This is a genomic window from Kitasatospora sp. NPDC098663 (genome assembly GCF_044760075.1).
GTDB lineage: Bacteria > Actinomycetota > Actinomycetes > Streptomycetales > Streptomycetaceae > Kitasatospora.
The window spans coordinates 1-24823 of record NZ_JBIWAP010000065.1 but is presented as its reverse complement, the minus strand read 5'-3'; the positions used below and the strand labels follow the sequence as shown (position 1 = coordinate 24823).

The following is a 24823-nucleotide window of genomic DNA, read 5'->3' as shown; positions in this document are numbered from 1 at the left end:
CCCCACCGAGTCCTGCTGTCCTCCACCGCCGCCCTGGGTGTGGCGGCGGGCCTGATGGTCGGCGCCTCCCCCGCGCCGGCCGCCACCGGCAGCGACCTGTGCGCCGAGGTCGGCTACCGGGCGGGCTTCCGGGGCGAGGCCCTGGTGACCGCGATCGCCGTCGGCCTCGCGGAGTCCAGCTGCAACCCGCTGGCGTCCAACACCCAGGGCAACACCCCGAACACCTCCACCGACCGCGGCCTGTGGGAGATCAACGACCACTGGCACAGCGAGGTCTCCGACGCGTGCGCCTACGACGCCCAGTGCAACGCCGACGCGGCCTTCAAGATCTCCAACGGCGGTCTCGACTGGCACCAGTGGTCGACGTACAGCGCGGGCGCGCACCTGCGGCACATGGACGAGGCGCGGGCCGCCGTGGACCGGCTCGGTCACCACGAGCCCGGTCCCGCGCCGCTGGAGTACCCGGCGGAGTCCGGCCGGGTGGTGTCGGCCCGGTCCGCGGACGGGCGTCTGGAGGTGTTCGCCGCCGGCCGGAACGGCATCTCGCACGCCTGGCAGACGGCGATCAACGGCGGGTGGTCGGAGTGGGAGGACCTCGGCGGCCCCGCCGGTGCCGAGCTCGCCATCGGTCCGAACGCGGACGGCCGGCTGGAGGTGTTCGCGATCAACGGCTCCACCTTCCAGCACCGCTACCAGCTCCAGCCCTCCGGTGCCTGGTCCGGCTGGGAGGACTTCGGCACCGGCGGCCACGACATCGCGGTCGGCGCCAACCAGGACGGCCGCCTCGAAGTCCTCGCCTCCGGCCCCAGCGCCGTCTTCCACAAGTACCAGACGGCACCCAGCAGCGGCTGGTCCGGCTGGGAGGCCACCGGCGGAGGCCCCGCCGACAGCGAGATCGAACTCGGCAAGGCCCCCGACGGCCGGCTGGAGGTCTTCGCCCTCAACGGCACCACCTTCCAGCACCAGTGGCAGACCGCCGTCAGCGGCGGCTGGTCCGCCTGGGAGGACTTCGGTACGGGCGGGCACGACCTCACCGTCAGCCACAACCAGGACGGCCGGCTCGAGGTCTTCGCCTCCGGATCCGCCGGCGTCTACCACAAGTACCAGACCAATCCGACCAGTTGGTCCGGCTGGGAGGCCACCGGCGGTCCCGCCGACGCCCGGCTCACCAGTGGGCGTTCGCCGGACGGCCGGGTGGAGGTGTTCGCCATCAACGGGAGTACGGCGCAGCACATCTGGCAGACCGGCCTGAACGCCCCGTACGGCCGGTGGGACACCTTCGGCACCGGCGGCACCGAGATCGGCTCGGCGAACAACGCCGACGGCCGGATCGAGGTCTTCGGTAGCAACACCGACGGCGTCCACCACAAGTGGCAGACCGGCTTCTCCACCTGGTCCGACTGGGCCTGGCTGAACACCACCCACGGACCCGCCGTCGTGAACACCACCCACGGACCCGCCGTCGGCTGACCACACCGGCAACCCCCTGGAGCACAGCGATGCACCCGATCAGCAGGCGCGGCCTCCTGCGGGCGGCCGGAGCGGGAGCACTCGTGCTCCCGCTCGCGGGCCGTACCGCCCCAGCGGCATCCGCCGACGCCACCGGGCCCCACCCGTGGGTCGGCGCCGGCCCGTTCACCCACGTCTACGACCCCTCCACCACCCGCCGCCGCTACCTCAACGACCACACCCTGGTCCGGGCCGGCGACCGCTGGCACCTGTTCAGCATCGTCGGCGACAGCGCACCGCCCGGACAGGCGCCCGACAGCGCCGCCGAGGTCTCGCTCGCCCACGCCTCCGCGCCCTCCCCCGCCGGGCCGTGGAGCAGTCGCCCGGACGCGCTGACCGTCGACCCCTCGTACTTCGGCGAGGAGCACCTGTGGGCCCCGCACGTCGTCGAGTCGGGCGGCGTCCACTGGATGTTCTACGCGGCGGGCGGGCGCACCGGGGCGGCGATCAACGCCGCGACCTCGACCTCCGCCGACCTGTCCACCTGGACCAGGCTGCCGTCCGGGCCGTTGTTCCGCGGGACCGCCGCCCGCGATCCGATGGTCCTGCGGATCGGCGCCGAGTGGGTGATGTACTACACCGAGCTCTCCGCCCCCGGCGGGCACCACCAGGTCTGCTACCGGCGCTCCACCGACCTGCTGACCTGGCGCGACGGCGGCGTGGCCTTCGCCGACGCGGCCACCGCCGCGGACGGCGTCTCGGTCACCGAGTCGCCCTTCGTGGTGGCCCGGGACGGCTGGTACCACCTGTTCCTCGGACCGCGCAACGGCTACGAGGGCACCGACGTCCTCGCCTCGCGCGACCCGTTCCGCTTCTCCCTCGACGGCCGCGCCGGCCATGTGCCCGGCCACGCCGTGGAGGTGGTCACCGACGGGCAGCAGTGGTGGGCGAGCGCCGCCGGCTGGTTCCGCCGCGGCCTGTACCTCGCCCCGCTGGACTGGCGGTCCACCCCGCCGCCCTGGCAGAGCCCGGACAACCCGGTCGCCGCCCCGGACGTCCGGGGCCGGCTGAACGTGCTCGCCCTCGACGCGGCCGACCGCTCGATGCTGCGCCGGGTCCAGACCGACCCGGACACCGACACCTGGTCGGACTGGGAGGTGTTCGGAACGCCCGCCGGCGCGGTACCCGCACTGGGCCGCAACACCGACGGCCGACTGGAGGTGTTCTCGCTCGCCCCCGACGGCGCCAACCTGCACCACCGCATCCAGCGGACGGACGGCAGCTGGACGGACTGGGAGGTCTTCGGCGGCCCGGCCGGCGCCGCCCCCGCCGTCGCCCGCAACGCCGACGGCCGCCTGGAGGTCTTCGCACCCGCCCCCGACGGCACCCTGATCGCCCGCCGCCGCCAGACCTCGCCCGGCTCGACCACCTGGGACGACTGGGACCCGGACTTCAGCGGCCCGGTGGGCGCGCCACCCGTCGTCGCCGCCAACGCCGACGGCCGGCTGGAGGTCTTCGTCCTCGCACCCGGCGGCACGGCGCTGCTGCACCGCTGGCAGACCTCGGCCGGCGGCGCCTGGTCCGCCTGGGAACACTTCGGAACACCCGCCGGCGCCGCCCCACGGGTGTCCCGCGACGGCACCGGACGGCTGAACGTCACCGCGATCGCCCCCTCCGGCACGGCCGCCTTCCACCGCCGCCAGTCGGTGCCCAACGGCGGCTGGGACGCCTGGCAGCCGCTGCTCGGCTGGTCCACCGCCGCGCCGCTGACGATCGCCGGCGCGGACGGCCGACTGGAGGCCCTCACCCTCTCCCCCGGCGGCGAACGACTGGCCCACCGCTGGCAGTCCGCCCCCGCCGGCACCTGGGCACCGGCGGACGTGTCCGGCGAGGACTTCGGCGAGCCCGGCCTGCCGCTCGCCGGCACGCCCTCGGCCGCGGCCGACTCCACCGGACGGCTGCACGTCTTCGCGGTGACCGAGGACGGCCGGCTGCGCACCCGCGTCCAGGACCGCCCCTCCGGCGGCTGGCGACCGTGGGCCGCCTTCGGCGACCGTCCGGTGGCGGCGCCGCGCCCGGTGGCAGCACTGCGTCCGGGGGCGCCGATGCCCTGACCGAACATCCGTGCACTCCGCTGCCACCTTGTCAAGTAGCCTGCGGCTCCGGTTTATTGTCGTACGCGAAGAGGTACCGTTCGTCCGTCCGGCGAGAGCCGGCGCGCGAAACGGGGGAGCAGGACGCGGACGGAGGAACGGTGCGCGGGGACGGAGGAACGGTGCGCGGGACGGGGCAGCGGTGAGCGGGATCGTCGTCCACCTGCCGGAGGGCAACGGCGACGCCCCGGTGACCCTACGGCTCGGCCCGGGAGAGAGCGCGCGCTTCGGCCGCGGCTCCGCCCACACCCCGGTGGATCTGTGCCTCGGTGACGAGTCGGTCTCCCGGCTGGCCGGCGAGATCCACGCGACCGACGACCACTGGCAGTTGAGCAACCTCAGCAACACCCACGCCTACCTGGTGGAGAACCCGGAGGGCGCCGGCGAGTACCTGCGGGTGCCGCCACGGCGGATCGGCGCGCCGATCCCCTTCGAGTTCTCCCGCGTGGTGCTGCCCTCCCGCCGGGAGACCCCGCTGTCCTTCCAGGTGTTCGCACCCGACCACGTCTACCTGGACCCGGACACCCGCGGCGGCTCCCGGGAGAGCCGCACCATGACGGCGTACTCCCTGGACGAGACCGCCACCTACTTCCTGGTCCTGGTCGCACTCTGCGAACCGTGGCTGCGCGACCACTCCCCCGCCGCCGTGCCCACCACCCCCCAGGTGGTCGCACGGCTGCACGGCCACCCCGCCTGCACCCGGCTCACCGCCCGCGCGGTCAGCTCACACCTCGACTACCTCGCCGACGAGAAGCTCCGCATCGAGCTGCCCGACGGCGACCGCGCCGACCGCCGCGGCGGCAAGCGCGAGGCCGTCGTGGGGCTCGCCCTGAAGTTCGGCATCGTCCGCGAGGAGCACCTCGCGCTCCTGCCCGGCCCCGGACTCGGCGCCGGACCGGGACTCAACCCTGGACCCGGAGCCGGCACCGGGCTCGGCCCCGGCCGGTCCGGACGGTAGGGAGGGCCGGCGATGCTGCAGGGTCCGCCCTTCCCCGAGGACAGCGAGGAACTCCTCCCGGCCGGCCACCGGGTCGGCGAGTGGACCGTCACCGGGCCGATCGGCGAGGGCGCCTGGGCGACGGTCTACGCCGCCCACCGAACCGACCCCGGGAACGACGACGCGGACGACACCGTCGCCCTCAAAGTTCTGCCCACCGCCGGACTCGCCCCCCGCCAGGCCCGTCAGATCGCCGAAGCCGCCCGGCGCGAAGCCGAGTTGGCCCGCACCGCCCCACACCCCCGGCTGGTCCGGCTGCTCGACGCCCTCGTCCTGACCGCCCCCGACCAGCCCTCGCTCGACGGCGCGACCGTCCTGGTCATGGAACGCGCCCGGGGCACCCTGCGCGACCTGCTCACCACCGGCGTCGACGAGACCGAGGGCACCCGGATCGTCACCGGCATCTGCGAGGGCCTGGCCCACCTGCACCGCTCCGGCTGGGTCCACACCGACCTCAAGCCGGAGAACGTCCTCATCGGCACGGACGGCGAGGTCCGTCTCTCCGACTTCGGCCTCGCCGTCGAACTCACCGGCACCCACGGCCACGGCGCCCCGATGGGCACCCCCGACTACCTCCCACCCGAACGCTGGCAGGAACCCCTCGGCGAACACGGCGTCAAGGTCCGTACCAGCGCCGACATCTGGGCCCTCGGCATCGTGATCCACGAGGTCTTCGCGGCCGGCGGCCGGCCCTTCCCCGGCACCACCCCCACCGCCCGCTGCGCCGCCGCCCAGCAGTACGCGGAAGGCCGCGCCGCCCTTCGGCTGGCCGCCGCCGTCCCCCCGTTCTGGCGCGCCCTGGCCGCCGACTGCCTCGCCCCCACCCACGCCGCCCGCGCCCCGCACACCGCGGAGAGCCTGCTCGCCCGCATCCGCGCCCACCACGCCGACCGCCCCGACAGCTCCGACCGCCCCGGTCAGCGCCCGCGCCGTACGCTCCGTCCTCTCCGCCTCCGCCGCCGGTACCCGCGCCCCCGCCCGCGCACCGCCCTGCTGGCCCTGGCCTCCTGCGCCACGGTCGCCGCCACCGTCACCGCCCTGTGGCCGCACCCGGGGCCGTCCGGGCAGCCCGCCCACGTCCGGGTCTTCAACGCCGAACGCGGCTGCCAGGACCGCACCGACCGCGACCCCCAGTGCAGCCTCGGCCTCGCCGTCGACCCCCTGCGCCCCTACACCGCCGACAACGTCGTCCCCGTGCGGGTCTGGCACGACGACACCCTCGACGTCGACTGCCAACTCCCCACCGGCCTCCCCGTCATCAACGAGGAGGACCTCACCTCCACCCTCTGGTACCGCATCCGCCTGCCGGGCCCCACCACCGCCTGGCTCCCCGCCGTCCGCACCAGGGACCGCCCCGCCCTACTCCGCTGCCCGTGAGCACCGCTGCCCGTGAGCACCGCCGGGCGGGCCACCACCCGCGTCGCGGGCCCGGTCGGGGTGCTCCCGGCAAGGTCAGGGGGCGGGTGACCGCCTGCCCGAGGCTCCGGCCGCACACTGACACAGCTCGACGAGCGAGGCGAGGAGCGGTCCGCCGTACGCGCGGGCGGCGGCACAGGGGTCCCCGCCGACGTCGGGGCCTGGCCCGCCGCTCCGGCCGCGTCTCGTGGGACCGCGATCCGCGACGACACCCGGATCGCCGTTGAAGCCCCACCTTCGTTCTCCAGCCCCGGGGACTTCTTCACAGCCGTGGAGGCAGCGGTCGACGACTATCGCGTCGACCTCCAGGCCGGCCAGCCCGTCCGGCTTGAGCTGTGGTCAGAAACGGCCGGGATGCTCCCTCGACTTGCGAAAATTTGCGCTGATTTCGGCATCGCGTGCTACTCCGGCGGCGGGTTCGACGGCCTGGTCGGCATGCACGGCGCCGCGCTGCGAAGGACTACGTAGCGGCCATGGCGGCGCGAAGTGCCGCGTGGCCCTCATAGGAGAACTCGGCGTGGCCAGCAGCGGCGGCAAAGACGGCGATGGCTGCGGCGTCGCCGATCCCGCACCATCGCATGAGGCTCCACTCGTTCTCGGTCGGTTGCCGACCGTACCCGTTGTAGAAGGCGGTGGCGAGGTCGGACCGGGCGCGAAGGGTGCGCTGGTCGATCCGGAGGAAGTCCCGTTCGGCGGACTCGTAGCGGCTGGTCTCGAAGTCGATCACGGCGATCCGCACTCGGCCGCGCTCGTCGGTGTCGGCAAGGCGGCGCGCCGGTGCGCCGTGCCGGTCAGTCCTCCAGGGTCTGCCGCCGGCCGGTTTCGGCGGACGTCCTGATCGCGTCCAGCAGGCGGTGCGTGCGCAGGGCGGTGCCGAAGTCGGGTTCCGACGGGCCGCCGGTGCGGATCGCCTGCGCCAGATCGGCGTACACCCGGCGTACGTTGCGCACCGCGACAGGCTCGTCGGCGGTCCCCGGCCGGTGCGGCCCGGGCACCTCCACCGTGACCGCGTCGCCGCCGCCTGCGGCGTGGGTGAGCACGAACTCGGGGCCGACCAGCGAGTCGTCCAGGGAACGCAGGACCAGGCGGCCGGCGCGCCCGTGCACCTCGATGCGGAAGCCGTCACCGTGCGGGCCGCCCGTCATGAGGTGCGCCGAAGCGGCGGCACCGGAGCGGAGCAGCCCGGCTACCGCGATCTGGTCCGGCGAGCTCACCTCGATCTGCCGGCCGCTCTCCTCCATTGTGATCCGGCGGATCCGGGTGGTCAGGGTCGCCGAGACCTCGGCGAAGCCGCCGACGACGAAGCGGTACATGTCCAGGGAGTGCCCGCCCACGACCGCCAGGTGGTTGACGCCCTTGGTGGCGTCGAACAGTGCGGCGTACCGCTCGGACCAGGTCTCCGGTGTGGAGAGGGAGTACGTCAGCGAGGTGGAAAGCACCTCCCCGACGATCCCGTCCGCGATCAGGTCGCGCAGGTGCCGCACCGCCGGATGGTGCCGGCTCTGCAGTCCCACCGCGTGCCGTACTCCTGCGGCCTGCGCCTGTGCCCGGAACAGGTCCGCCTGCTCGGCGGAGCCGGCCAGCGGCCACTCGCTGTAGACGTGCTTGCCCGCCGCGACGGCCGCGGACACCAGGCCGTCGCGGCGCGGGAGTTGGACGGCGATGGTGACCAGGTCGACTTCGGGGTGGGCCATCAGCTCCTCGGGGTCGGTGAGGGCGTGCCGGGCTCCCCACGCCCGGGCCGCGGCCCGGGCCGACGCTTCGCTCGTTGCGGCGATCGCGGTGATCTCGTAGTCGTCGAGTCCCGCGAGCGCCGGCAGGTGTACCCCGCGGGCCCAGCCCCGCTCGGCGTGGGCGCCGATGATTCCCACTCGGATCCGGTCCGTCATGATGTACACACCTCTCGTTCGTGTCCGTTCCGGCTGTCCGCCCGGCCGGCGGGCCGGTGTTCCCCCGATGTCGCACCGCGTCGCGGCGCCCGCCCGGGCGTTGCCGCTACAGGGCCGGGATGCTCCGCGGGGCCGGCTGCTCCGGGTGGTCGGCCTCCTGCGGCCCAGGTCCGTCCCGCAGGACGAGGAAGGCGATCGCCCAGGCGAGGAAGACGAAGCCGGCGGCGCACAGGAAGGCCAGGCTGTAGCCGTCCCGCAGGGCCTGGACCCGCGGGACGCCCCGGGCGGCCAGTGTGGCGCTGTGGGAGGTGGCCACCGTCGCCAGGACCGCGAGACCGACCGCCGCGCCCGCCTGCTGCGCGGTGTTGTTCAGGCCCGACGCCAGGCCGGCGTCCTCGGGCGCGGTACCGGACATCGCCCGCATGATGACCGATGGGACGGCCAGGCCCATGCCGAAGCCCTGTATGACGAGGGTGGGCGCGACGTCGACCCAGTAGTCGCCGCCGACCGGGGCCCGGCCGAGCAGCAGCAGTCCGGCGCCGAGGAACAGCAGGCCGGTCAGCAACACCCGCCTGGTACCGAAGCGCGCGGTGAGCCGTGCCGTGAACAGCAGTGACAGGGTGCCGATGACCACGGGCGCGGGCAGGAACGCGAGACCGGTGAGCATCGAGTCGAAGCCCAGCACCCGCTGGAGGTAGAGGGCGTTGAGGAACTGGAACCCGAAGCCGGCGGCGAAGACCAGGACGACCGCGAGATTGGCACCGGTGATCTCCCTGCTGCGGAAGATCCGCAGCGCGAGCAGCGGGCGGGCGGCCCTGGCCTGCCGCAGGACGAACGCGGCCAGCAGCACCACTGAGACCGCGCCGCAGAGGGCGAGTCCACCGGGGGTGAAGGTGTCTTGGGAGGCCTGCGAGATGGTGAAGACTCCCAGCGACAGGCCGGTGGTGACCAGCAGCGCGCCCAAGGCGTCCGCTCCCTCGCGCAGTCCCGGGCCGCCGCCGTGCGCGGCCAGCGTGCGTATACCGGCCGCCAGTGCCAGCGCGCCGAGGGGCAGGTTGATCAGGAACACCCAGTGCCAGCCGAGGGTTTGGCTGATGACCCCACCGGCGATCAGGCCGACCGAAGCGCCGCCGGCCGACACGAAGCTGTACACGCCCATGGCCTTGGCCTGCCCGCCGGGCTCCGGGTAGAGCGCCACGATCATGCCGAGCACCACGGCGGAGGCGAGCGCCGCGCCGACGCCCTGCAGGAAGCGGCCGGCCAGCAGCAGTTCCTGGCCGGTGGCGGTCCCGCACAGCAGGGAGGCGGCGGTGAAGGTGGCCAGGCCGGTCAGGAAGACCCGCTTGCCGCCGATGAGGTCGCCCAGGCGCCCGGCCAGGAGCAGCAGTCCGGCGAAGGGGATGAGGTAGGAGTTCACCACCCAGGACAGAGCGCCCTGGGAGAAGCCGAGGTCGCCCTGGATTCGGGGCAGTGCGACGGTGACGACCGTGCCGTCGAGGACGATCATCAGCTGCATCGCGCAGAGGATGGCGAGAGCCAGGGCGCGCGGGCGGGCCGACCTGCTGTCAGCAGAGGTTCTGTCGAGGCTCATGACGGGTCTCTTCCGTGTGGTTCGGGACGAGGCGCCGAAGACGGCCCGGGCGGGCGGATGTCGTCCGTGGCGGCCGGCTTGGTGCACGTCTTGTTACAGGGATCATGTTCTGGAACCATGACCGGAAGCGGAAGGAGGCACTTTCATGTCACAGGGGAACACCGGTGTGACGTCCCAGGTCAGCGGCCCGGAGCAGTGCGAGTCCCCGGCGGCGGAGGCTGCCTGCTCGGTACTGGAGGTGCTCGGGCGGGTGAGCGGGAAGTGGAGCATCGGCATCCTGCTCGTCACCACCCAGGGCCCGGCACGCTTCACCGAACTGGAGCGCCAGGTCAAGGGCATCAGCCGCCGGATGCTCACCCTCACCCTGCGCAACCTGGAACGGGACGGCCTGCTGACCCGCACCGTCTACCCGACCGTTCCGCCCAGAGTCGAGTACACCGCCACCCCGATGGCGCGAGAGCTGTACGAGTCGCTGCTCGCGCTCACCGGCTGGGCCGAACGCCACCGGCACCGGATCGACCAGGCCCGCGCCGCCTACGGGAACGCGCAGGGCGAGCCGGTGGCAACCCCCGCCCCGGTGGCCTGAGAGCAGGTCCGCGGGCTCGGGGCAACGCACCCGTCCGGCCCCGGACCGGACAGCCACGGGATCGTCCCTGCCACAGCGGCACGCGACTCGGCCGGCGACGGTCTCGACGTGCCGGTGGAGCGCGTCCAGGAGCGCGGTCTGCCGGCCGGTCAGCTTTCCCTCGGTGCGGGCCGCGGCCTGCTTACGCAGCCACCCGCCGGGCCGGGACGCCGGGTCGGCCTCGCCGCCGGTCCGGTTGGCGGGGCCGTCGAGGGTGCCGCCGGCGGCGAGGTAGGCGAGCAGGCGGCGGTAGGAGCGGTTCCAGTCCGGCTCCAGTCGCCACAGCTCGTCCAGCGCGTCGAGCCTGGCGGTCTGGTCCTCGGTGAGGCTCTCAGCCTTGCGCCGGCGGCGCATCCAGGCGCCCACCGCGTAGTCGTCGAGCTTCGCCCGGCCTCCCCCGGCGGCCGGGCAAGGTCCAGAAGGGCACCCGGGGCCCTTCCTGGGCCGCGCGGGCGGGGGCGTAAAGATCCAGCTGCGCGTGGTGGCGCATCCGGATCTCGTGGCAGGTCCCGCAGCGACCGTCGCCGCAGGCTGCCGGCTCCGGGCACCCGCTCACGCCCCCGACGCAGCCGTCCGGCCGGATCGCACCGGCAGGGAACCGAGGACCGGGCGGCCCAGGTCCCGGCCTGCGGGCGCGGGCCGGCCACTGCACAGGGCCAGTGCCAGCCGGGGCGCGGCGGAGTTCGGACCAGAGCGGGTGCCGCCGGTCATCGCGCGGCATCCCTGGGTATCGGGAACAAGGTGCGGACGACCGCCTCGGCCTGGGCGAACCGGGACGGCGGGGTGTACGACGAAGGCCCGCGGTCCGCGGCCTGTCTCCGATTCCTGACCGATCTCACCGCGGTTCGTTCGCGGGGATCGCGGTGTGAAGTGAGGCGGCGAAGGCGGCGGCGTCGGTCTCGGCGCCGAAGTGGTGAATCACGTGCTCGCGGACGTGATCCTGCTGGCCTCGGGTGAAGGCCGCACAAGCGTCGTGGATGACGTGCGCGGTGTAGCCGCGGTCGTGGGCCTCGCGCAGGGTGGATTCGACGCACACGTGGGTGGCGAAGCCTGCCAGGTACAGGTCGGTGACGCCGAGTCGGCGCAGGATCAGGTCGAAGTCGGACGAGCCGGCGAAGGCGCTCGCCCCGGCCCGGCCGCGCACGACCGGTTCGCCGGGGACGGGCCGGAACGCCTCGGCGAAGGCGACACCGGTGCTGCCCTGGATCCAGGTGCCGGCCTTCGGGATCGCCGCGCGCAGGCCGAGCCGCGCCGGGGTCCAGCTCTCCAGTTCCGGCGCACCGGGAGTGAGGACGAGCGGCACGTGTACGACGGGGACGCCGTGCGCGCGGGCGGCGGCCAGTGCGGCGGCCGCGCCACGGACGGCGGTGTCGAGCAGGCCACGGTCCTCGACGAGGTGGTTGAGGCGGCCGTGCTCGGGGTCGAGCCACTCGCGCTGGAACTCGATGAGGACGAGGGCGGCGGCGGGGCGTGCGGACATGACCGGCATGGTCGGCTCCTTGCGGAAGGGTTTCCAACTGGCGAGTTGGACACTAGCCCGAATCGGCCCCATCTCCAACTGGCGAGTTGGAGATGGGGCCGGTTCGGGTCAGAGGCCGAGTCTGCGGACCATCTCCACCACGGCGGCCCGCCGGGCGCCCCGATCCTCGACGGCCGCCCCGCCGAGGATCATCCGGGCGAGCTGCGGCACCGCGAACTGCCAGCCCGCCAACGCCACCACGGCGTACAGCAGCTCCTCCGGCCGAGGAGCCGCCCCGTCCCGTACCGGATCCGCCCCTTCTCCACGCGCACGGGAGACGGCCGCGACCTTCCCCGCGTAGTAGGCCGCCCGCCGCTCCTCACCCGCGACCGGAACCCCCGCGTCGCCGCACAGCGCCTCCCACTGCAGCAGGCGCAGCAGGTGCGGATGGGCGAGGTGGTAGTCGAACACCCGGCCGGCGTACTCCGGGAGCTCCACCGTCCGCCCGTCCGCCTCCTCCATCGGCACGGCGGCGGCGAGCTGTTCCAGCTCCCGCTGGACCACCGCCTCGAACAACTGCGCCTTGCCCCCGAAGTAGGGGTAGATCCGCTCCTTGTTGACCCCGGCCGCAGCCGCGATGCGGTCGATCCTCGCCCTCTCGGGCCCGTACGCGGCGAACTCGTCCACGGCCGCGTCGAGCAGCAGCCTCTTGGTCTTCTCGGTGTCCCATGCCATGGGACCAGCATAGGAAGTCACCAACCCGCCAGTTGGTATCCGGACGGGAGAGGCCCGGCCGGGCGCAATCCGCGCAAGACCCCCGGGGCGCACCAGGTGCGGCTGCACCGCGACATCCTCCAGCCCACCCGCGGCCTGCTCACCGCCGTCGTGTACGTCGAGGAGGCGACCGTGGAGACCGGCTGCACCTGGATCGTGCCGGGCTCCCACCGCGCGCCGTACGTCGGCGTCCCGCAGCCCGACGGCGGCGGCACCTGGATGGACGAGCACCCCGAACTCGCCGATCTCACCGACTGCCGGCGTGGGGTGGCGGATCCGGGTCCTGGTCGGGGGCGCCCGCCTGCGGTGCCGGGTGGTCGGCACGGGCGTCGTCCAGCTGCCGGCGCAGGTCCCGGATCTCCTGGCGGGCCTCGAGCAGTTCCTTGCGATCGCGTTCCACGGTCCGTCGCAGCTCGTCGCGGACCTCCTGCAGTTTCCCGGCGACGGCGGCCGTGAACTCGGTGCGCAGCGCGGTGTGTTCGGCGCGCAGGCTCGCGTTGTCGCTGCGCAGCTCCCTGAAGCCCTCTTCCAGGATGTGCTTGAGCTCGGCGTGCCAGAGCGTGTTCAGCATCGGCCCTCCCGGTGTGTGGTGTGGCACGCCGCTGACCGTGCCGGGCCAAGCATCGCGCCAGGCGGGCGGCCTGGTGACGGTCCGGCGGAAAGTGTTCGATCCAGATCGCCGCTGTCCGGAACCAGATCGCACGCTGTCCGGCTGTGGCAGAGTCGCAGGTCAAGAAACGCAACACCGTCGAACGGGCCATCAACAGACTGAAGAACTCGCGAGCTGTCGCGACTCGCTACGACAAGCGCGGCTACGTCTACCTCGGCACCGTCACCGCAGCAGCCCTCGCCATCCGGCCACACGTGATCGACCGGACAGCTCCTGGGCCGCCCCCATCCCGGTCCCCGCCGGCGGCATCCTGCTCTTCGACGGCACCGTCTTCCACACCGTCGGTCCCAACACCGGAGAGAGACGACCCGCACCAGCGTGGTCCTCGGCTACCGCAGCGCCGACGAACGTCCATGTCCTGGGGCGTACCACCACGATCAGGCACGCGGATTCGCCGGTGACAACGCACGCCGACACGGGTCAGCCCCGGCCCGCCGTGGCGGTGCCGGGGCTGACCCGAAAGCTTGCCGCTTCACATCTGCCAGCACCTCCAGTCCGGGACATCACGAACCTGCATCGGCAGCCATCCGTTCCATCCACTCACGCACCGTCACTGCTCGCTCGATGCGGCTGACGATGTCCTTCTTGGACCCCGTGTCCAAGGTCTCCGAGATCTTGTCGAAGGTGTCGGGAAGGACGTCGAGCAGACCCCAGATCTGTTCGCCGGTGCTGACGGTCAGCAGTTGCTGGCACCTCCACTGCAGCGGCGTCTCAGGCCGGTGTGTGAGCCGCTGCACGAGTGTCGGGAACAGGTAGTGCGTCGCATCTGCGGCGAGGTGCTCCCGGAGCCAGTCGACGGGGAGCCGCTGGCTGAAGCTGTGCGTGGCGGCCTCTTGGGCCAGGTCCAGAAGCTGAGCGGTGTCGACGGCTCGGACGGTGCGGGGAAGGGTCGGGGTCATGCCGAGATGATGCCAAGAAGCTTCCGAGAAGCCGAGAGGTCAGCTGGGCTGGTGTGCGGCGGATGGCGTCCCGCCGAGTGATGGATCTTCGACCCGTACTTGCCCCGACCGACAGGATTCGGACCCGTCAGCTCCCCCTTTCCAGGGCCTGCATGTTCACCGAGCCGACCACGCACCTCGACCAGTGACGATCGCCGCCAGTACCGCCCGGTCCCCGTAGCGCCACCGGCCCCCGCCCTGCGGCCGAGTCGGCGCCTCCGGCACCACCAACGGGAACAACTCCCACCACTCGTCCGGCACGAGACGCTCCACGATCGTCACACCCGCAGCCTACTCAGCCGACCAAATGAGATGTCATCTCAAGTGTCCAAGGAGGTACGTCTGCGGCCCGGCCTTGGTCCCGCCCGTCACCGCCCGCTGACGGCCGACCAGACCTCCTCCAGCAGGGTCCGGTAGTCCTCCCCGTATGTGGCCACGCCCGCGAACACGGCGTCCACGGCTGCCCGGAGCGGATCCGCCTCGGCGGCGGCGAGCAGCGTGGGGAGGGCCATGTGCGACTGCGACATCCGCTGCGGCGGGCCGGACGCCGGGACGGTGCCTGTTGTGAAGACGATCACGGGTCGTTCCTCCCCGGGCGTGACCGGCGGTTCGAACCGGGCCTTCTCGGGCGGGACCGCCGGGCCGACCGTGCGGCGGGGAGCGCGCGGATCGGAGCTCAGGGTCTCCCACATGCGCGTGGGATCGTCGAGCGGCGGCGGCAGTGGACCGCCGTCGGTGAGGGCGGTGAGCGCGGCGGCGACCCAGTCGAGGTCGGTGAGGCCTGCCGCCGTACACGCGCGCCGAGCGGCGAGCAGTGCTGCCTCCCGCTGGACCTGCGGGCCCGCGGCGTCCAGCGCATGCACCAGGGGCGCGTCGAAGGCCAGCAGGCCATGGACGTTGCCGCCGACACGGCGCAGGGCCTCGCTCGGTACCGTCCCTCCCCACTGCCACCGCTCGTAGGCCGCCTGCCGTTGCCGTTCGGCCTCCTCCTGCGCGTGCCGGGCCCGACGCTCGGTCTCCGCGCGCTCCTCGGGAGTGGGCGGGGGCGGGAGCCGACGGGCGTAGTCGTGCCAGTAGGCCGCGGACTCGGTGGTCTGGCGAACGACGCGGTCCGGCTCGGGCGGGACGGGCCAGAACTGCAGGAGGTACCGGTCCGCCTGCGGCTCGTCCTGGGCTCTGGTGTCCCGCCGCCGTCCCTCGTCCATGCCGTGTGCGCAGTACCGCACCCGGTAGTCGGTCTCCTCCAGGTCCAGCTCCCAAACGGCCTCGCCCGCCCACTGCACCAGCCTGCTCTCGTCCGACACCGGGCGGAACGAGACCTCGACGACGTCCTCCCAGGCCGGATCCAGCGGCGGCGCCTCATCGTGCACCTCGACGGTGAACCCGACACCGCCCGTGTGCAGCCCGGTCGTCAGCCAGAGCGCACCGGGTATCGCGGCACCGCACAGCCCCGCGCTCTGGCCCACGAACGCCTCCGCGAGGCCGGGGCCGAAGCTGTCGGGATCGCTCTCGACGTAGATCTGCCCGTAGTGGACACGCACCTCGCCGTCGACCGGCCTGCGCACCGCCATCGCCCCTCCCCCGCCGAAGTCCCGTCCCAGGACGGGCCGTGTACGGGAAGCGTACGGAGCACCACTGACACTGACAGTCGCCAGTGGGTCTCCGGTGGTCGTGGCTCTGCGATGGGCCCGCGTTGGAGGAGATCGACCCGTGGTGGTGCCCGGTCCGGCCGATCGCTCGGCAGCGCACCTACGCCGCGGCCCGACGGTGGCGGCCGGGGGCCGAGGGCCGAGGGCCGGGTCGACGGCGCAGCTGCCCGATGACGTCGTCTTCGAGGACGAGCAGCTCGGGCGCCGGGTGAGGCGCAGCGGGCCGGCTGGCCCGGCCTGGAGCCGGACCGGCTGTCGGCAATCGGCATCGAGGAGGACCAGGAGCCGGTGGCCGCCGAGCAGGCCGCCGAGGCGAGGCCGAAGTCTCGCGCACGGACCGGTTCCAGCAGGGCCGACGGCCCGCGCGCAGTTCGTCGAGCGGGAGGGGCACGCGAAGGCGCCCCGCCCGCACAAGGAGGATGGCGTGTCGCTCGGCTCCTGGTTGAACGACCAGAAGGCCCTCCGGGACAAGCTCGCCGCCGAGCAGGTCGGGCAGCTGGAGGCCCACGGGGGGCCTGGTAGGCGTGGCCGGTTCTGGGACATGACATGGTGTCCCGTGAAGGCATCAACCCGACACCACCCGACCAGGAGGTCCTGCATGAGCAGCGGCGCAGCGTCACCCGAAAACCCCGAGAACCCCGAGAACCCGGAGGCTGGCCCGGCCGCCGAGGCCCCCGCGGCCGCCGCCCAGGACGACGTCAAGGCCCGGTTCCTCGCCGCGCTGGAGCGCAAGCACGGCGCCAAGGGCGGGAACACGGTCGGCGGTCCGAACGGCGACTCGAAGATCCACGGCGCGCACGCCGCAGCGGGCGGCAAGCGCAACTTCCGCCGCAAGAGCGGCGGCTGACCGCGCTGGTGCGCACCGGAGCGGCCGGGCCTCGGCGGGACGGGCAGGGCCGGCACAGGGCCGGTTCGGGTGTGCGCGTGCCCCCGAGCCGGGGCACCCGGCCCGGCGGACGTTTCGGCCCGGATGACCGGTGAGGTGTCGCTGTGCCGGGCGCCGCAGCGCCCCGCTCGCGACAGCCGCCCACGCGCGGGCGGCTGTCGCGCACTCCGGCCCCGGTCGAGCGCAGGCTCTCCGGCAGGCGAACCACCTGGTGGTACATCGCGGCGTACAGCACTCCGTCGACCTGGCGCTGGAGCAGCATCTCGATGCTGCGGCGCGCCTCGCCAACGGAGTCCGGAGCGGCTACCGGCATTTTCGCGAGCCGCGGAATCGAACGACCGCTCCCGCCCGGGTGACGAACCGCGCACCGTGCGTATGCCGGTACCAGTGCCAGCAGCGCTCGGTGCGACCTCCGCATGCGACCAACTCCCCTTCGAACAAGGTGAGTCAACGGCTCCATTTACGCCGCGCTGGCTTGATCGCAGCCTTGCGGGTCACTTGTTCGGATGCCTAGCGTGACCCGGTGCTCACGGTGAGCATCGAACGCCTTTCAAGGAGCCGTGGATGACCAGCACTGCCGAGCCGATCCAGCCGACCCCGTACATCGCGGCCCAGAACCGAGCCGCCGTCGCCTCCGCGCCGTCCCCGAACAGCGACTTCGAGGACGCCACCCGCGGCCTGATCGCCCCTCCGGACGTCCCCGTCATCGTCTCGCGCACCAACCCCTCCAAGGTGGTGTGGGACTTCACTGCCTACGGGTTCCTCGCCGGCACCGAGTGGCAGGAGGCTCCGGCGAGTGCCAACCCGATGCTCTGGCGCCAGGGCCAACTGGCCTCCCAGGCAGGGCTGTTCCAGGTCATCAGCGCGGGCGGCCGGACGATCTACCAGGTCCGCGGCTACGACCTGTCCAACATGACGATCCTCAACGGCGACACCGGGCTGATCGTGATCGACCCGCTCGCCAGCTACGAGACCGCCCAGGCCGCCCTGGCGCTCTACCGGAGCGCCACCGGTGACCGGACCCCGATCTCCACCCTCATCTACACCCACAGCCACGTCGACCACTTCGGCGGCTCGCGCGGCCTGTTCGCCGAGCTCGACGACCAGGTGCCGACCACCCTCAAGGTGTACGCGCCGACGGGGTTCCTCGAACACGCCATCAGCGAGAACGTCTACGCGGGCCCGGCGATGGCCCGGCGCGCCGAGTACATGTACGCCGCGGCCCTGGACAAGGGCCCGGACGGGCAGATCGGCACCGGCCTCGGGCAGACCGTCTCCACCGGCGAGGTGACGCTGATCCCCCCGACCGACAACATCGGCGACGGCCGGGCCACCCCGCAGGCGGAGTGGAAGTCCGGCTATGTGATCCCGTGGCGGGACGGCCTGTACGCGCGGACCATAGACGGCGTCCCGGTGATCTTCCAACTGACGCCCGGTACCGAGGCGCCGGCCGAGATGAACTTCTACTTCCCCGAGCCCCGGGCCCTGTGTATGGCGGAGAACGCCACCCACAACCTGCACAACATCCTGAGCATCCGCGGCGCCCAGGTGCGTGACGCGCAGGTCTGGTCGACCTACCTCACCGAGGCGATCCAGGCCTTCGCGCCGTACAGCGACGTCGAGTTCGCCTCCCACCACTGGCCGCACTGGGTGTCCGAGGGCATCATCGAGTTCCTCAGCAACCAGCGCGACATGTACGGCTACCTCAACGACCAGACGTTGCGGATGATCGACGCCGGCTACACCGGCATCGAGATCGCCGAGAAGCTCCAGGCGCTGCCGCCGAACCTCGCCGACCAGTGGTACACGCAGGGGTACTACGGCTCGCTGAGCCACAACTTCAAGGCCGTGTACCAGCGTTACATGGGCTGGTACGACGGCAACCCGGCCAACCTGTGGAAGCTCCCGCCCACTCCGGCGGGGGCCAACTACCTGAAGGCCATGGGCGGTGCCTCCGCCGTGGTGACCCTGGCCCAGCAGGCGTACGACGCGAACGACTACCGCTGGGCCGCCGAACTGCTCAACCACGTCATCTTCGCGTCCGGCGACGCCGGCGCCCCGGTGCCGGCCGATGCGCTGACCCAGGCCAAGACCCTCCAGGCCCAGACCATGACCCAGCTGGGCTACGGCGCGCAGAACGGCACCTGGCGCAACGCCTACCTCAGCGGCGCCTGGGAGCTCCAGCTCGGCCACGCCCAGGCGCCCACCTCGTCGGGTGCGTCCGACCTGGTGCGCAGCATGGACCTGTCGCTGTTCTTCGCCGCGATGGCCAAGAGCATCGACGGCCCCACCGCCGGCGCCCAGCAGCGCACCCCGATCGTGCTGCGCTGGAACGTGACCGACGACCCGGCCCAGAAGAACGGAACCGACGTGGGCACCACGGTGCTGCGCAACGGCGTGCTGGTCTACGCGGACGGCACCTACGACCTGGCCGGCAAGCCCGCGGCGACCATCACCATGACCCGTGACACCTTCAACAGCCTGGTGCTGGCGGGCATGGACTTCAAGTCCAACTTCGACGCCGCCGTCAACAAGGCCAGCATCCAGATCACCGGCGACCCGAGCGCCCCGGACACCGTGTTCGGCTACCTGACCTTCCCCGACCCGGTCTTCCCGCTCGTCACCCCGCGGCCCGACTCCGCGAAGAACTGACGGCCACGGGGGCGGGGTCGGGGAGGTCGCCCCGGCCCCGCCCCCGTGCTTGTCCGGAGAAGGCCTACCACCGACCGCGTGCCGGTGGGGGGTTGAGCTTGGCGCTGAGCGCCGACAGGAAGGTCGGGAGCTTGTCCACCATGGGCCTGGGGACCGGGGTGGTCTGGACGGTGCCCTGCCTCACGTCCTGGACGACGAGGGTGTAGGCGCCGTTCTCCTCGACGAGTTCGGCGGCGTAGAGCAGTGTTTCCGTGGAGGTTCGCATCGGGGTCCTAGGCTTGGGGGTCGTTGAGCCAGGCGGTCCACGCCTCGGTGGCCCGCTGCTCGTCGGCGTCCTCGCCGAACAGGTGGTGGGCCAGCCAGATCGGCGTGTTCCAGGTGCTGCCGTTGAAGAAGCGGTAGAGCGCGTCCGGGCCGCGCAGGCCGACGAAGTCGGAGCTGAGCCAGTCCACGACCACCTCCTGCGGGCCGCCGTCCGGGCCCGGGACGTGGAGGGTCGAACGGTCCCCGACGGCCGCGTCCTCGGCGAGGCCCAGGCGCCGGCGCAGGGCGGCGAAGTCGGCCGGGTCGGCGGTGGGTTCGGGGCGCCGGGCCGTGACGTAGACGGCGGGGCGGCCGGCGAAGTGCCGCAGGTACTCGACGAGGCCGTGCTGGTAGAAGTGGACGTGCTTCTCGGCCACGTCCGCCTTCCTGTCCCAGATCTCGTCCCAGACGCCCTCGTGGACCCAGTGGATGCCCATCCGCAGGTGGCTCGTTCCGCCGTCGGCCGGCTCGATCCGGTAGCTGAGCGTGTTGGAGAACTCGTCGCCGACGGTCGCCCGGACGGCGAAGTGATGCGGCGGCTCCCACGCCACGACGGTGCTCTCGGCCCGGGTGACCTTTCCGCCGACGCGCGGCTCGACCTCCATGGGGTACAGCCAGCCGAGGTTGCCGGCACCGGTGGCGACGGCGGCCCAGACCTGTTCGGGTGTCGCGGGCAGGTCCTGCTCCTTGCGGACCTCGAACTCTCGGGTCATGGTCGGTTCTCCTTCGTCGTCGTCGAGTCGTTCGTGGGTCAGTAGGTGACCGGGAGGGCGCTCAGCCGCCGCTGCAGCGGGTTGGGCCGCCATTCCAGCGGCGCCCCGTCGGCCAGCCGCAGTTCGGGCAGCCGGCGGACCAGCGTGCCGACGGCCACCTCCGTCTGGAGCCTGGCCAGCGGGCCGCCGAGGCAGAAGTGCGGGCCGTTGCCGAAGCTCAGGTGCCGGTTGCCGGGGCGGGTCAGGTCGAGCCGGTCGGGGTCCGCGAAGCGCTCGGGGTCGCGGTTGGTCGCGCCGAGGAACAGGTACACCAGCTCGCCCTCGCGCAGCGTCCGCCCGCCGATCTCCAGGTCCTGCGCGACGACCCGGACGATCGCCTGGGTCGGCGTGTCGTAGCGGGCCAGTTCCTCGACGGCGGTGCGGATCAGCCCCGGGTCCGCCCGCAGCCGGGCCAGCTGGTCGGGGTGGCGCAGCAGGGCGAGGGTGCCGTTGCCGATCAGGTTGGCGGTGGTCTCGTCCCCGGCGGTGATCAGGACGAAGCAGGTGGACAGCAGTTCGGAGTCGGTGAGCCGGTCGTCCTGCGCCTGGGTGGCGACCAGCGCGCTGATCAGGTCGTCGCCCGGGTCGGCCCGTCGGTGCCGGATGAGGCCGGCGAGGTACTCCTCGTACTGCCCGATCGCCTCCTCCGACTTGTCGATGTCCTCGCTCAGCCGGCCGAAGCGGCTGAACCAGCTCTTGACCTGCGGGCGGTCCTCCGGCGGGATGCCGAACAGCTCGCAGGCGACGGACATCGGCAGCGGGGCGGCGACCGCCTCGATCAGGTCCGTGGTCGGCCCGGCCTGGACGGCCCGGTCGATCAGCTGGTCGACGATCCGCTGGATGCCGTCGCGCAGGGCTTCGACGCGTCGGGCGGTGAACGCGCGGTTGGCCAGCTTGCGCAGCCGGGCGTGGTCCGGCGGGTCGGTGTTGGACATCACGCGGCCGAGCCGGTCGGTGAGCCGGCTGAGGGCCTTCAGGTCGCCGCCGAGCGCGACGCAGGCGCGGGTCATCCGGTCCCGGTCGTTGGACAGGCGCAGGTCGCTCAGGGCGGCCTCGACGTCGGCGTGCCGGGTGAGGTACCAGACGCCGTCGGCGCTGCGGTGGACCGGGCTCCCGCTCCGCATGCGGGCGTAGAACGGGTACGGGTCCTGCCGGGCCTCGGGGGTGAGCAGGTCTGCGGCGAGGTCGCGGGGCTCGGCGAGGTCGCCGGGCCGGGCGGGGCCCGCGGTGCCGCGGGCCCCGCCCAGGGTGTCGGTGGAGGTCACGTCGGCCGCGCTACTTCCGGGCGTCCATGGCGTCGGCGAGGCTCCTGGGCCGCATGTCGGTCCAGGACTGCTCGACGTACTCCAGGCAGGCGGCGTGGGTGTCGGGGCCGTGGACGATGGTCCAGCCCTCGGGGACGTCCGCGAACTGCGGCCACAGCGAGTGCTGGTTCTCGTCGTTGACGAGCACGAGGAAGGTGCCGTCCTGGTCGTCGAACGGGTTGGTCATGGGTCAGTCCTCCTGGTGGGAAAGGGTGGTGGTGCCACCGGTGCGATCGGTGCCATCGGCGCCATCGGCGCCATCGGCGCCATCGGCGCGATCGGCGCGATCGGTGTCACCTGCGGCCTCGGCGAGCCTGGCGGCCAGGATCGGTCCGATCTGGGCCAGCGAGCCGGGTTGGGTCATCCGGTTGTGCCGGGTGGTGATCTCGTGCGACTCGATCCGGCCGGTGACGTAGGGGCGCCAGATCCCGGGCCCGGCGTTGTCCTCGGTCCGGTCGATCGTGGAGTTGAAGAGCAGCAGGTCTCCGTCGAACTCCGCGGGGACGAAGTCGACCGCCAGTTTCGCGTTGTTGATCATGATCTGGACGATCACCTCGACCTGCCGCTCGTTCAGGCCGGCCAGCGCGCTGCCCCGCCGGTTCAGCACCTCGGCGATCTCGGCGTAGGTGATGTCCCGGTCGCCCAGCTCGTCCGGGTCGACGTCGAGCACCCCGACGAGCACGTCCCGCTCGGTGGGCACCGGCACCTCCGCGAACTGCACGTCCTTCACCGGGTAGGCGTCGAGGATCGCCAGCAGCGCGGTCCGCTCGCCGCGCGACTGCAGCTCGCAGGCCAGCGCGTGGGCGATCAGCCCGCCGGCGGACCAGCCGAGCAGCAGGTACGGGCCCTCCGGCTGGATCTTCTGGATCTGGTCGGCGTAGTCGGCCGCCATCTCCTCGTAGGACGTCGGCAGCGGTTCGGGCCGGCCGAGGCCGCGCGCCTGGATCGCGTAGACCGGGTGCTGCGGGCCGACGTGGTTCAGCAGCCCGCTGTACGACCAGCTGATGCCGCCGCCGGGGTGGACGCAGAACAGCGGTGTGCCCGTCCCGGTCGAGCGCAGCGGCAGCACCACGTCCAACGCGTCGTCGGGGTCGTCCATGAGCAGCCGTTCGGTGAGACCGGCGACGGTCGGCGCCTCGAACAGCATCCGCAGGCCCAGCTCCAGGCCGAGGGTCTCGCGGACCCGGGAGGCCAGCCGGGCGGCCAGCAGCGAGTGCCCGCCGAGGTCGAAGAAGTTGTCGTCGATGCTCACCTGCTCCCGGCCGAGGATCTCGGCGAAGAGGCCGCACAGCAGTTGCTCCTGCGGCGTCCGGGGGCCGCGCCCGGCGTCCGAGGCCCCGTACTCGGGGGCGGGCAGGGCAGCCCGGTCGAGCTTGCCGTTGGCGGTCAGCGGCAGGGCGTCCACGGTGACGAACGCCGCCGGCACCATGTAGTCCGGCAGGTCGCGGCGCAGTCGGCCGGACAGCTCGCCCGCCTCGGGCGCTCCCTCGGGGGCGGGCACCAGGTAGGCGACCAGCCGCTTGTCGCCCGGCCGGTCCTCGCGGGCGACGACGGCCGCCTGGGCGACGCCCGGGCACCCCGCGAGGACCGCCTCGATCTCGCCGGGCTCGATCCGCAGGCCGCGCAGCTTGACCTGGTGGTCGGCGCGTCCGGCGAACTCCAGCGTCCCGTCGGCTCGCCACCACGCCAGGTCGCCGGTGCGGTACATCCGCCTTCCGGGCGGCCCGTACGGGTCGGCGGTGAAGCGCTCCGCCGTCAGGCCGGGCCGGCCGAGGTAGCCGCGGGCCACGCCCACGCCCGCGAGGTAGAGCTCGCCGACCATCCCCGTCGCCACCGGCCGCAGGTGGTCGTCGAGCACGTAGGCGCGCATGTTGGCCATCGGCCCGCCGATCGGCACCGAAGCGGCCTGCTCGGGGACGGTGCGCGCGGGGTGGCAGGTGGCCAGGGTCGTGGCCTCGGTCGGTCCGTAGCCGTTGACCACCTCGATGCCGGGGCAGGCCGCCAGCACCCGGGCGACGGCGGCCGGGGAGACCACGTCGCCGCCGGTCCACACTTCGCGCACCCCGGCGAGCAGGTGCGGCCGCTCCTCGGCGACCAGCCGGAACAGTCCGGCCGTCAGCCACAGTCCGGTCACCCCGGTCGAGGTGATCGTGTGCTGGAGCAGGTCGAGGTCGAGCTGCTCCGACGGTGCGACCACGACCCGGCCGCCGTTGAGCAGCGGCACCCACAGCTCGTAGGTGGAGAGGTCGAAGGCCGTCGGGGAGTGCATCAGCACCCGCTCGTGTCCGCCGCCGCGGAACTCGGGGGTCCGCGCGTGACCCACCACGTCGCGGTGGGTGACGGCCACGCCCTTCGGCCGGCCGGTCGAGCCGGAGGTGTACATCACGTACGCCAGCTGCCGCGGGTCGCACGGGACTTCGACCTCGGACGGATCGGACTCGGCCTGCAGCAGGGCGGTCAACGCCTCCGAGGTGAGCACCAGGGCGGCCCCGGTCTCCCGCAGGATCAGCTCGATCCGGGACGACGGGAAGCGCGAGTCCAGCGGCACGTAGGCGCCGCCCGCCTTGACGATCGCGAGGATCGCCGTGACCAGGTCCGCGGAGCGCTCCAGCATGACCGCGACCGGGGTCTCCGGCCGCACGCCCTGGCCGATCAGCGCCCGGGCGAGGCGGTTGGTCCGCAGGTCGAGCTCCCGGTAGGTCAGCTCGGTACCGCGCGCCACGACCGCCACGGCGTCCGGGGTGGTCCGCACCTGGCGGGCGAACAGCTCCGGCACCGCGGCCCCGGGCAGCTCGGCGGCGACGCCCATGAATCCGGACAGCAGCTGGTGGCGTTCCTCGCCGGAGAGGACGTCGATCCGGCTGATCGGCCGGTCCGGGTCGGCGACCGCCGCCCGCAGCAGCCGTACCCAGCGGGCGAACAGCAGCTCCACGGTGGCCGGGTCGAACAGGTCGGTCGCGTACTCCACCGCGCCGACCAGGCCGTCGAGGCCGCCGTCCGGGCGGTACTGCTCGGCCAGGCTGAAGGTCAGATCGACCCGGGAGGTGCCGGTCGGCGCCTCCAGGTGGCCGGTCTCCAGCCCGGGCAGCGCGAACTCGCCCAGCGGCGCGTTCTGCAGGGCCAGCATGATCTGGAACAGCGGGTGGCGGGCCAGCGACCGCGCCGGGTTGACGGCCTCGACCAGGTACTCGAACGGCACGTCCTGGTGGTCGTACGCGGTGAGCGCCTTCTGCCGCACCCGGCCGACGAGTTCGGCGAAGCCCGGGTCGCCTGCGGTGTCGGTGCGCAGCACCAGCGTGTTGACGAAGAAGCCGAC

At 72.9% G+C, this 24823-nt stretch carries 20 protein-coding genes and 3 pseudogenes; 10 read left to right on the top strand and 13 right to left on the bottom strand.

Going from position 1 to position 24823, the window contains the following annotated elements; translation table 11 throughout:
- The first annotated feature begins 54 nt into the window (after positions 1 to 54).
- From ACIQVZ_RS38940 to ACIQVZ_RS38925, 4 genes are all read left to right on the top strand, one after another.
- Positions 55 to 1470 carry a hypothetical protein gene (locus tag ACIQVZ_RS38940; protein WP_402456880.1) on the top strand — a complete coding sequence of 472 codons (1416 nt, stop codon included), beginning with the start codon at positions 55 to 57 and terminating at the stop codon, positions 1468 to 1470.
- 29 nt (positions 1471 to 1499) lie between these two features.
- Positions 1500 to 3563, top strand: coding sequence for a glycosyl hydrolase family 32 (locus ACIQVZ_RS38935; protein ID WP_402456873.1), 2064 nt, complete (start codon positions 1500 to 1502; stop codon positions 3561 to 3563).
- A gap of 181 nt (positions 3564 to 3744) precedes the next feature.
- Positions 3745 to 4560 (top strand): serine/threonine protein kinase, encoded by an 816-nt coding sequence (locus tag ACIQVZ_RS38930; protein WP_402456871.1) that lies wholly within the window; start codon positions 3745 to 3747, stop codon positions 4558 to 4560.
- A 12-nt stretch (positions 4561 to 4572) separates the two neighbouring features.
- Positions 4573 to 5976 carry a serine/threonine-protein kinase gene (locus ACIQVZ_RS38925; protein ID WP_402456869.1) on the top strand — a complete coding sequence of 468 codons (1404 nt, stop codon included), beginning with the start codon at positions 4573 to 4575 and terminating at the stop codon, positions 5974 to 5976.
- A 499-nt stretch (positions 5977 to 6475) separates the two neighbouring features.
- Here ACIQVZ_RS38925 and ACIQVZ_RS38920 read toward each other — a convergent pair whose 3' ends face one another.
- From ACIQVZ_RS38920 to ACIQVZ_RS38910, 3 genes are all read right to left on the bottom strand, one after another.
- A complete protein-coding gene (locus ACIQVZ_RS38920) occupies positions 6476 to 6754 on the bottom strand; it encodes a hypothetical protein (RefSeq protein ID WP_350886967.1) in 279 nt (92 codons plus the stop codon).
- Positions 6755 to 6806: 52 nt separating this feature from the next.
- Positions 6807 to 7904, bottom strand: a complete 1098-nt coding sequence (locus ACIQVZ_RS38915; protein ID WP_402456867.1) for a Gfo/Idh/MocA family protein — start codon at positions 7902 to 7904, stop codon at positions 6807 to 6809.
- A gap of 106 nt (positions 7905 to 8010) precedes the next feature.
- Positions 8011 to 9495, bottom strand: coding sequence for an MFS transporter (locus ACIQVZ_RS38910; protein WP_402456865.1), 1485 nt, complete (start codon positions 9493 to 9495; stop codon positions 8011 to 8013).
- 145 nt (positions 9496 to 9640) lie between these two features.
- Here ACIQVZ_RS38910 and ACIQVZ_RS38905 point away from each other — a divergent pair, with 145 nt between their 5' ends.
- Entirely contained in the window at positions 9641 to 10081 is a 441-nt protein-coding gene (locus ACIQVZ_RS38905; RefSeq protein ID WP_402456863.1) for a winged helix-turn-helix transcriptional regulator, read from the top strand.
- Positions 10082 to 10955: 874 nt separating this feature from the next.
- On the opposite strand, the gene ACIQVZ_RS38900 is transcribed toward ACIQVZ_RS38905, so the two are convergent.
- Positions 10956 to 11600: a cysteine hydrolase family protein gene (locus tag ACIQVZ_RS38900; protein ID WP_402456861.1), complete on the bottom strand. Its 645-nt coding sequence runs from the start codon at positions 11598 to 11600 to the stop codon at positions 10956 to 10958.
- 108 nt (positions 11601 to 11708) lie between these two features.
- The gene (locus ACIQVZ_RS38895; RefSeq protein WP_402456860.1) at positions 11709 to 12314 is read right to left on the bottom strand and encodes a TetR family transcriptional regulator; all 606 of its coding nucleotides are present in this window, start codon (positions 12312 to 12314) and stop codon (positions 11709 to 11711) included.
- A 9-nt stretch (positions 12315 to 12323) separates the two neighbouring features.
- On the opposite strand from ACIQVZ_RS38895, the pseudogene ACIQVZ_RS38890 reads away from it, so the two are divergent.
- Positions 12324 to 12518 (top strand): annotated as a pseudogene (locus tag ACIQVZ_RS38890) (phytanoyl-CoA dioxygenase family protein); the annotation flags it as partial.
- Positions 12519 to 12600: 82 nt separating this feature from the next.
- On the opposite strand, the gene ACIQVZ_RS38885 reads toward ACIQVZ_RS38890, so the two are convergent.
- Entirely contained in the window at positions 12601 to 12924 is a 324-nt protein-coding gene (locus tag ACIQVZ_RS38885) for a hypothetical protein (RefSeq protein WP_402456858.1), read from the bottom strand.
- 161 nt (positions 12925 to 13085) lie between these two features.
- Between ACIQVZ_RS38885 and ACIQVZ_RS38880 the strand changes: the two are divergent.
- A pseudogene (locus ACIQVZ_RS38880) lies at positions 13086 to 13208 on the top strand (IS5/IS1182 family transposase); the annotation flags it as partial.
- A 318-nt stretch (positions 13209 to 13526) separates the two neighbouring features.
- On the opposite strand, the gene ACIQVZ_RS38875 reads toward ACIQVZ_RS38880, so the two are convergent.
- Both ACIQVZ_RS38875 and ACIQVZ_RS38870 read right to left on the bottom strand, forming a co-directional pair.
- Positions 13527 to 13922 (bottom strand): hypothetical protein, encoded by a 396-nt coding sequence (locus tag ACIQVZ_RS38875; RefSeq protein ID WP_402456856.1) that lies wholly within the window; start codon positions 13920 to 13922, stop codon positions 13527 to 13529.
- 407 nt (positions 13923 to 14329) lie between these two features.
- Positions 14330 to 15532: a hypothetical protein gene (locus ACIQVZ_RS38870; protein WP_402456855.1), complete on the bottom strand. Its 1203-nt coding sequence runs from the start codon at positions 15530 to 15532 to the stop codon at positions 14330 to 14332.
- A gap of 94 nt (positions 15533 to 15626) precedes the next feature.
- Between ACIQVZ_RS38870 and ACIQVZ_RS38865 the strand changes: the two are divergent.
- From ACIQVZ_RS38865 to ACIQVZ_RS38855, 3 genes and pseudogenes are all read left to right on the top strand, one after another.
- Positions 15627 to 16109: pseudogene (locus tag ACIQVZ_RS38865) on the top strand (helicase associated domain-containing protein); the annotation flags it as partial.
- A 99-nt stretch (positions 16110 to 16208) separates the two neighbouring features.
- On the top strand, positions 16209 to 16457 hold the full coding sequence (locus ACIQVZ_RS38860) for a DUF5302 domain-containing protein (protein ID WP_350886936.1): 249 nt from the start codon (positions 16209 to 16211) through the stop codon (positions 16455 to 16457).
- Between the two features lie 603 nt (positions 16458 to 17060).
- Positions 17061 to 19148 (top strand): alkyl/aryl-sulfatase, encoded by a 2088-nt coding sequence (locus tag ACIQVZ_RS38855; RefSeq protein ID WP_402456853.1) that lies wholly within the window; start codon positions 17061 to 17063, stop codon positions 19146 to 19148.
- Positions 19149 to 19212: 64 nt separating this feature from the next.
- Here ACIQVZ_RS38855 and ACIQVZ_RS38850 read toward each other — a convergent pair whose 3' ends face one another.
- The 5 genes from ACIQVZ_RS38850 to ACIQVZ_RS38830 all read right to left on the bottom strand — a co-directional run.
- Positions 19213 to 19413: a hypothetical protein gene (locus ACIQVZ_RS38850; protein ID WP_402456851.1), complete on the bottom strand. Its 201-nt coding sequence runs from the start codon at positions 19411 to 19413 to the stop codon at positions 19213 to 19215.
- A 7-nt stretch (positions 19414 to 19420) separates the two neighbouring features.
- The gene (locus ACIQVZ_RS38845; RefSeq protein WP_350886921.1) at positions 19421 to 20164 is read right to left on the bottom strand and encodes an SRPBCC domain-containing protein; all 744 of its coding nucleotides are present in this window, start codon (positions 20162 to 20164) and stop codon (positions 19421 to 19423) included.
- A gap of 38 nt (positions 20165 to 20202) precedes the next feature.
- On the bottom strand, positions 20203 to 21468 hold the full coding sequence (locus ACIQVZ_RS38840) for a cytochrome P450 (protein ID WP_402456849.1): 1266 nt from the start codon (positions 21466 to 21468) through the stop codon (positions 20203 to 20205).
- A gap of 10 nt (positions 21469 to 21478) precedes the next feature.
- A complete protein-coding gene (locus tag ACIQVZ_RS38835) occupies positions 21479 to 21694 on the bottom strand; it encodes an MbtH family protein (RefSeq protein WP_402456847.1) in 216 nt (71 codons plus the stop codon).
- 3 nt (positions 21695 to 21697) lie between these two features.
- The coding region (locus ACIQVZ_RS38830) for an amino acid adenylation domain-containing protein (protein ID WP_402456846.1) at positions 21698 to 24823 on the bottom strand (3126 nt) is incomplete at its 5' end.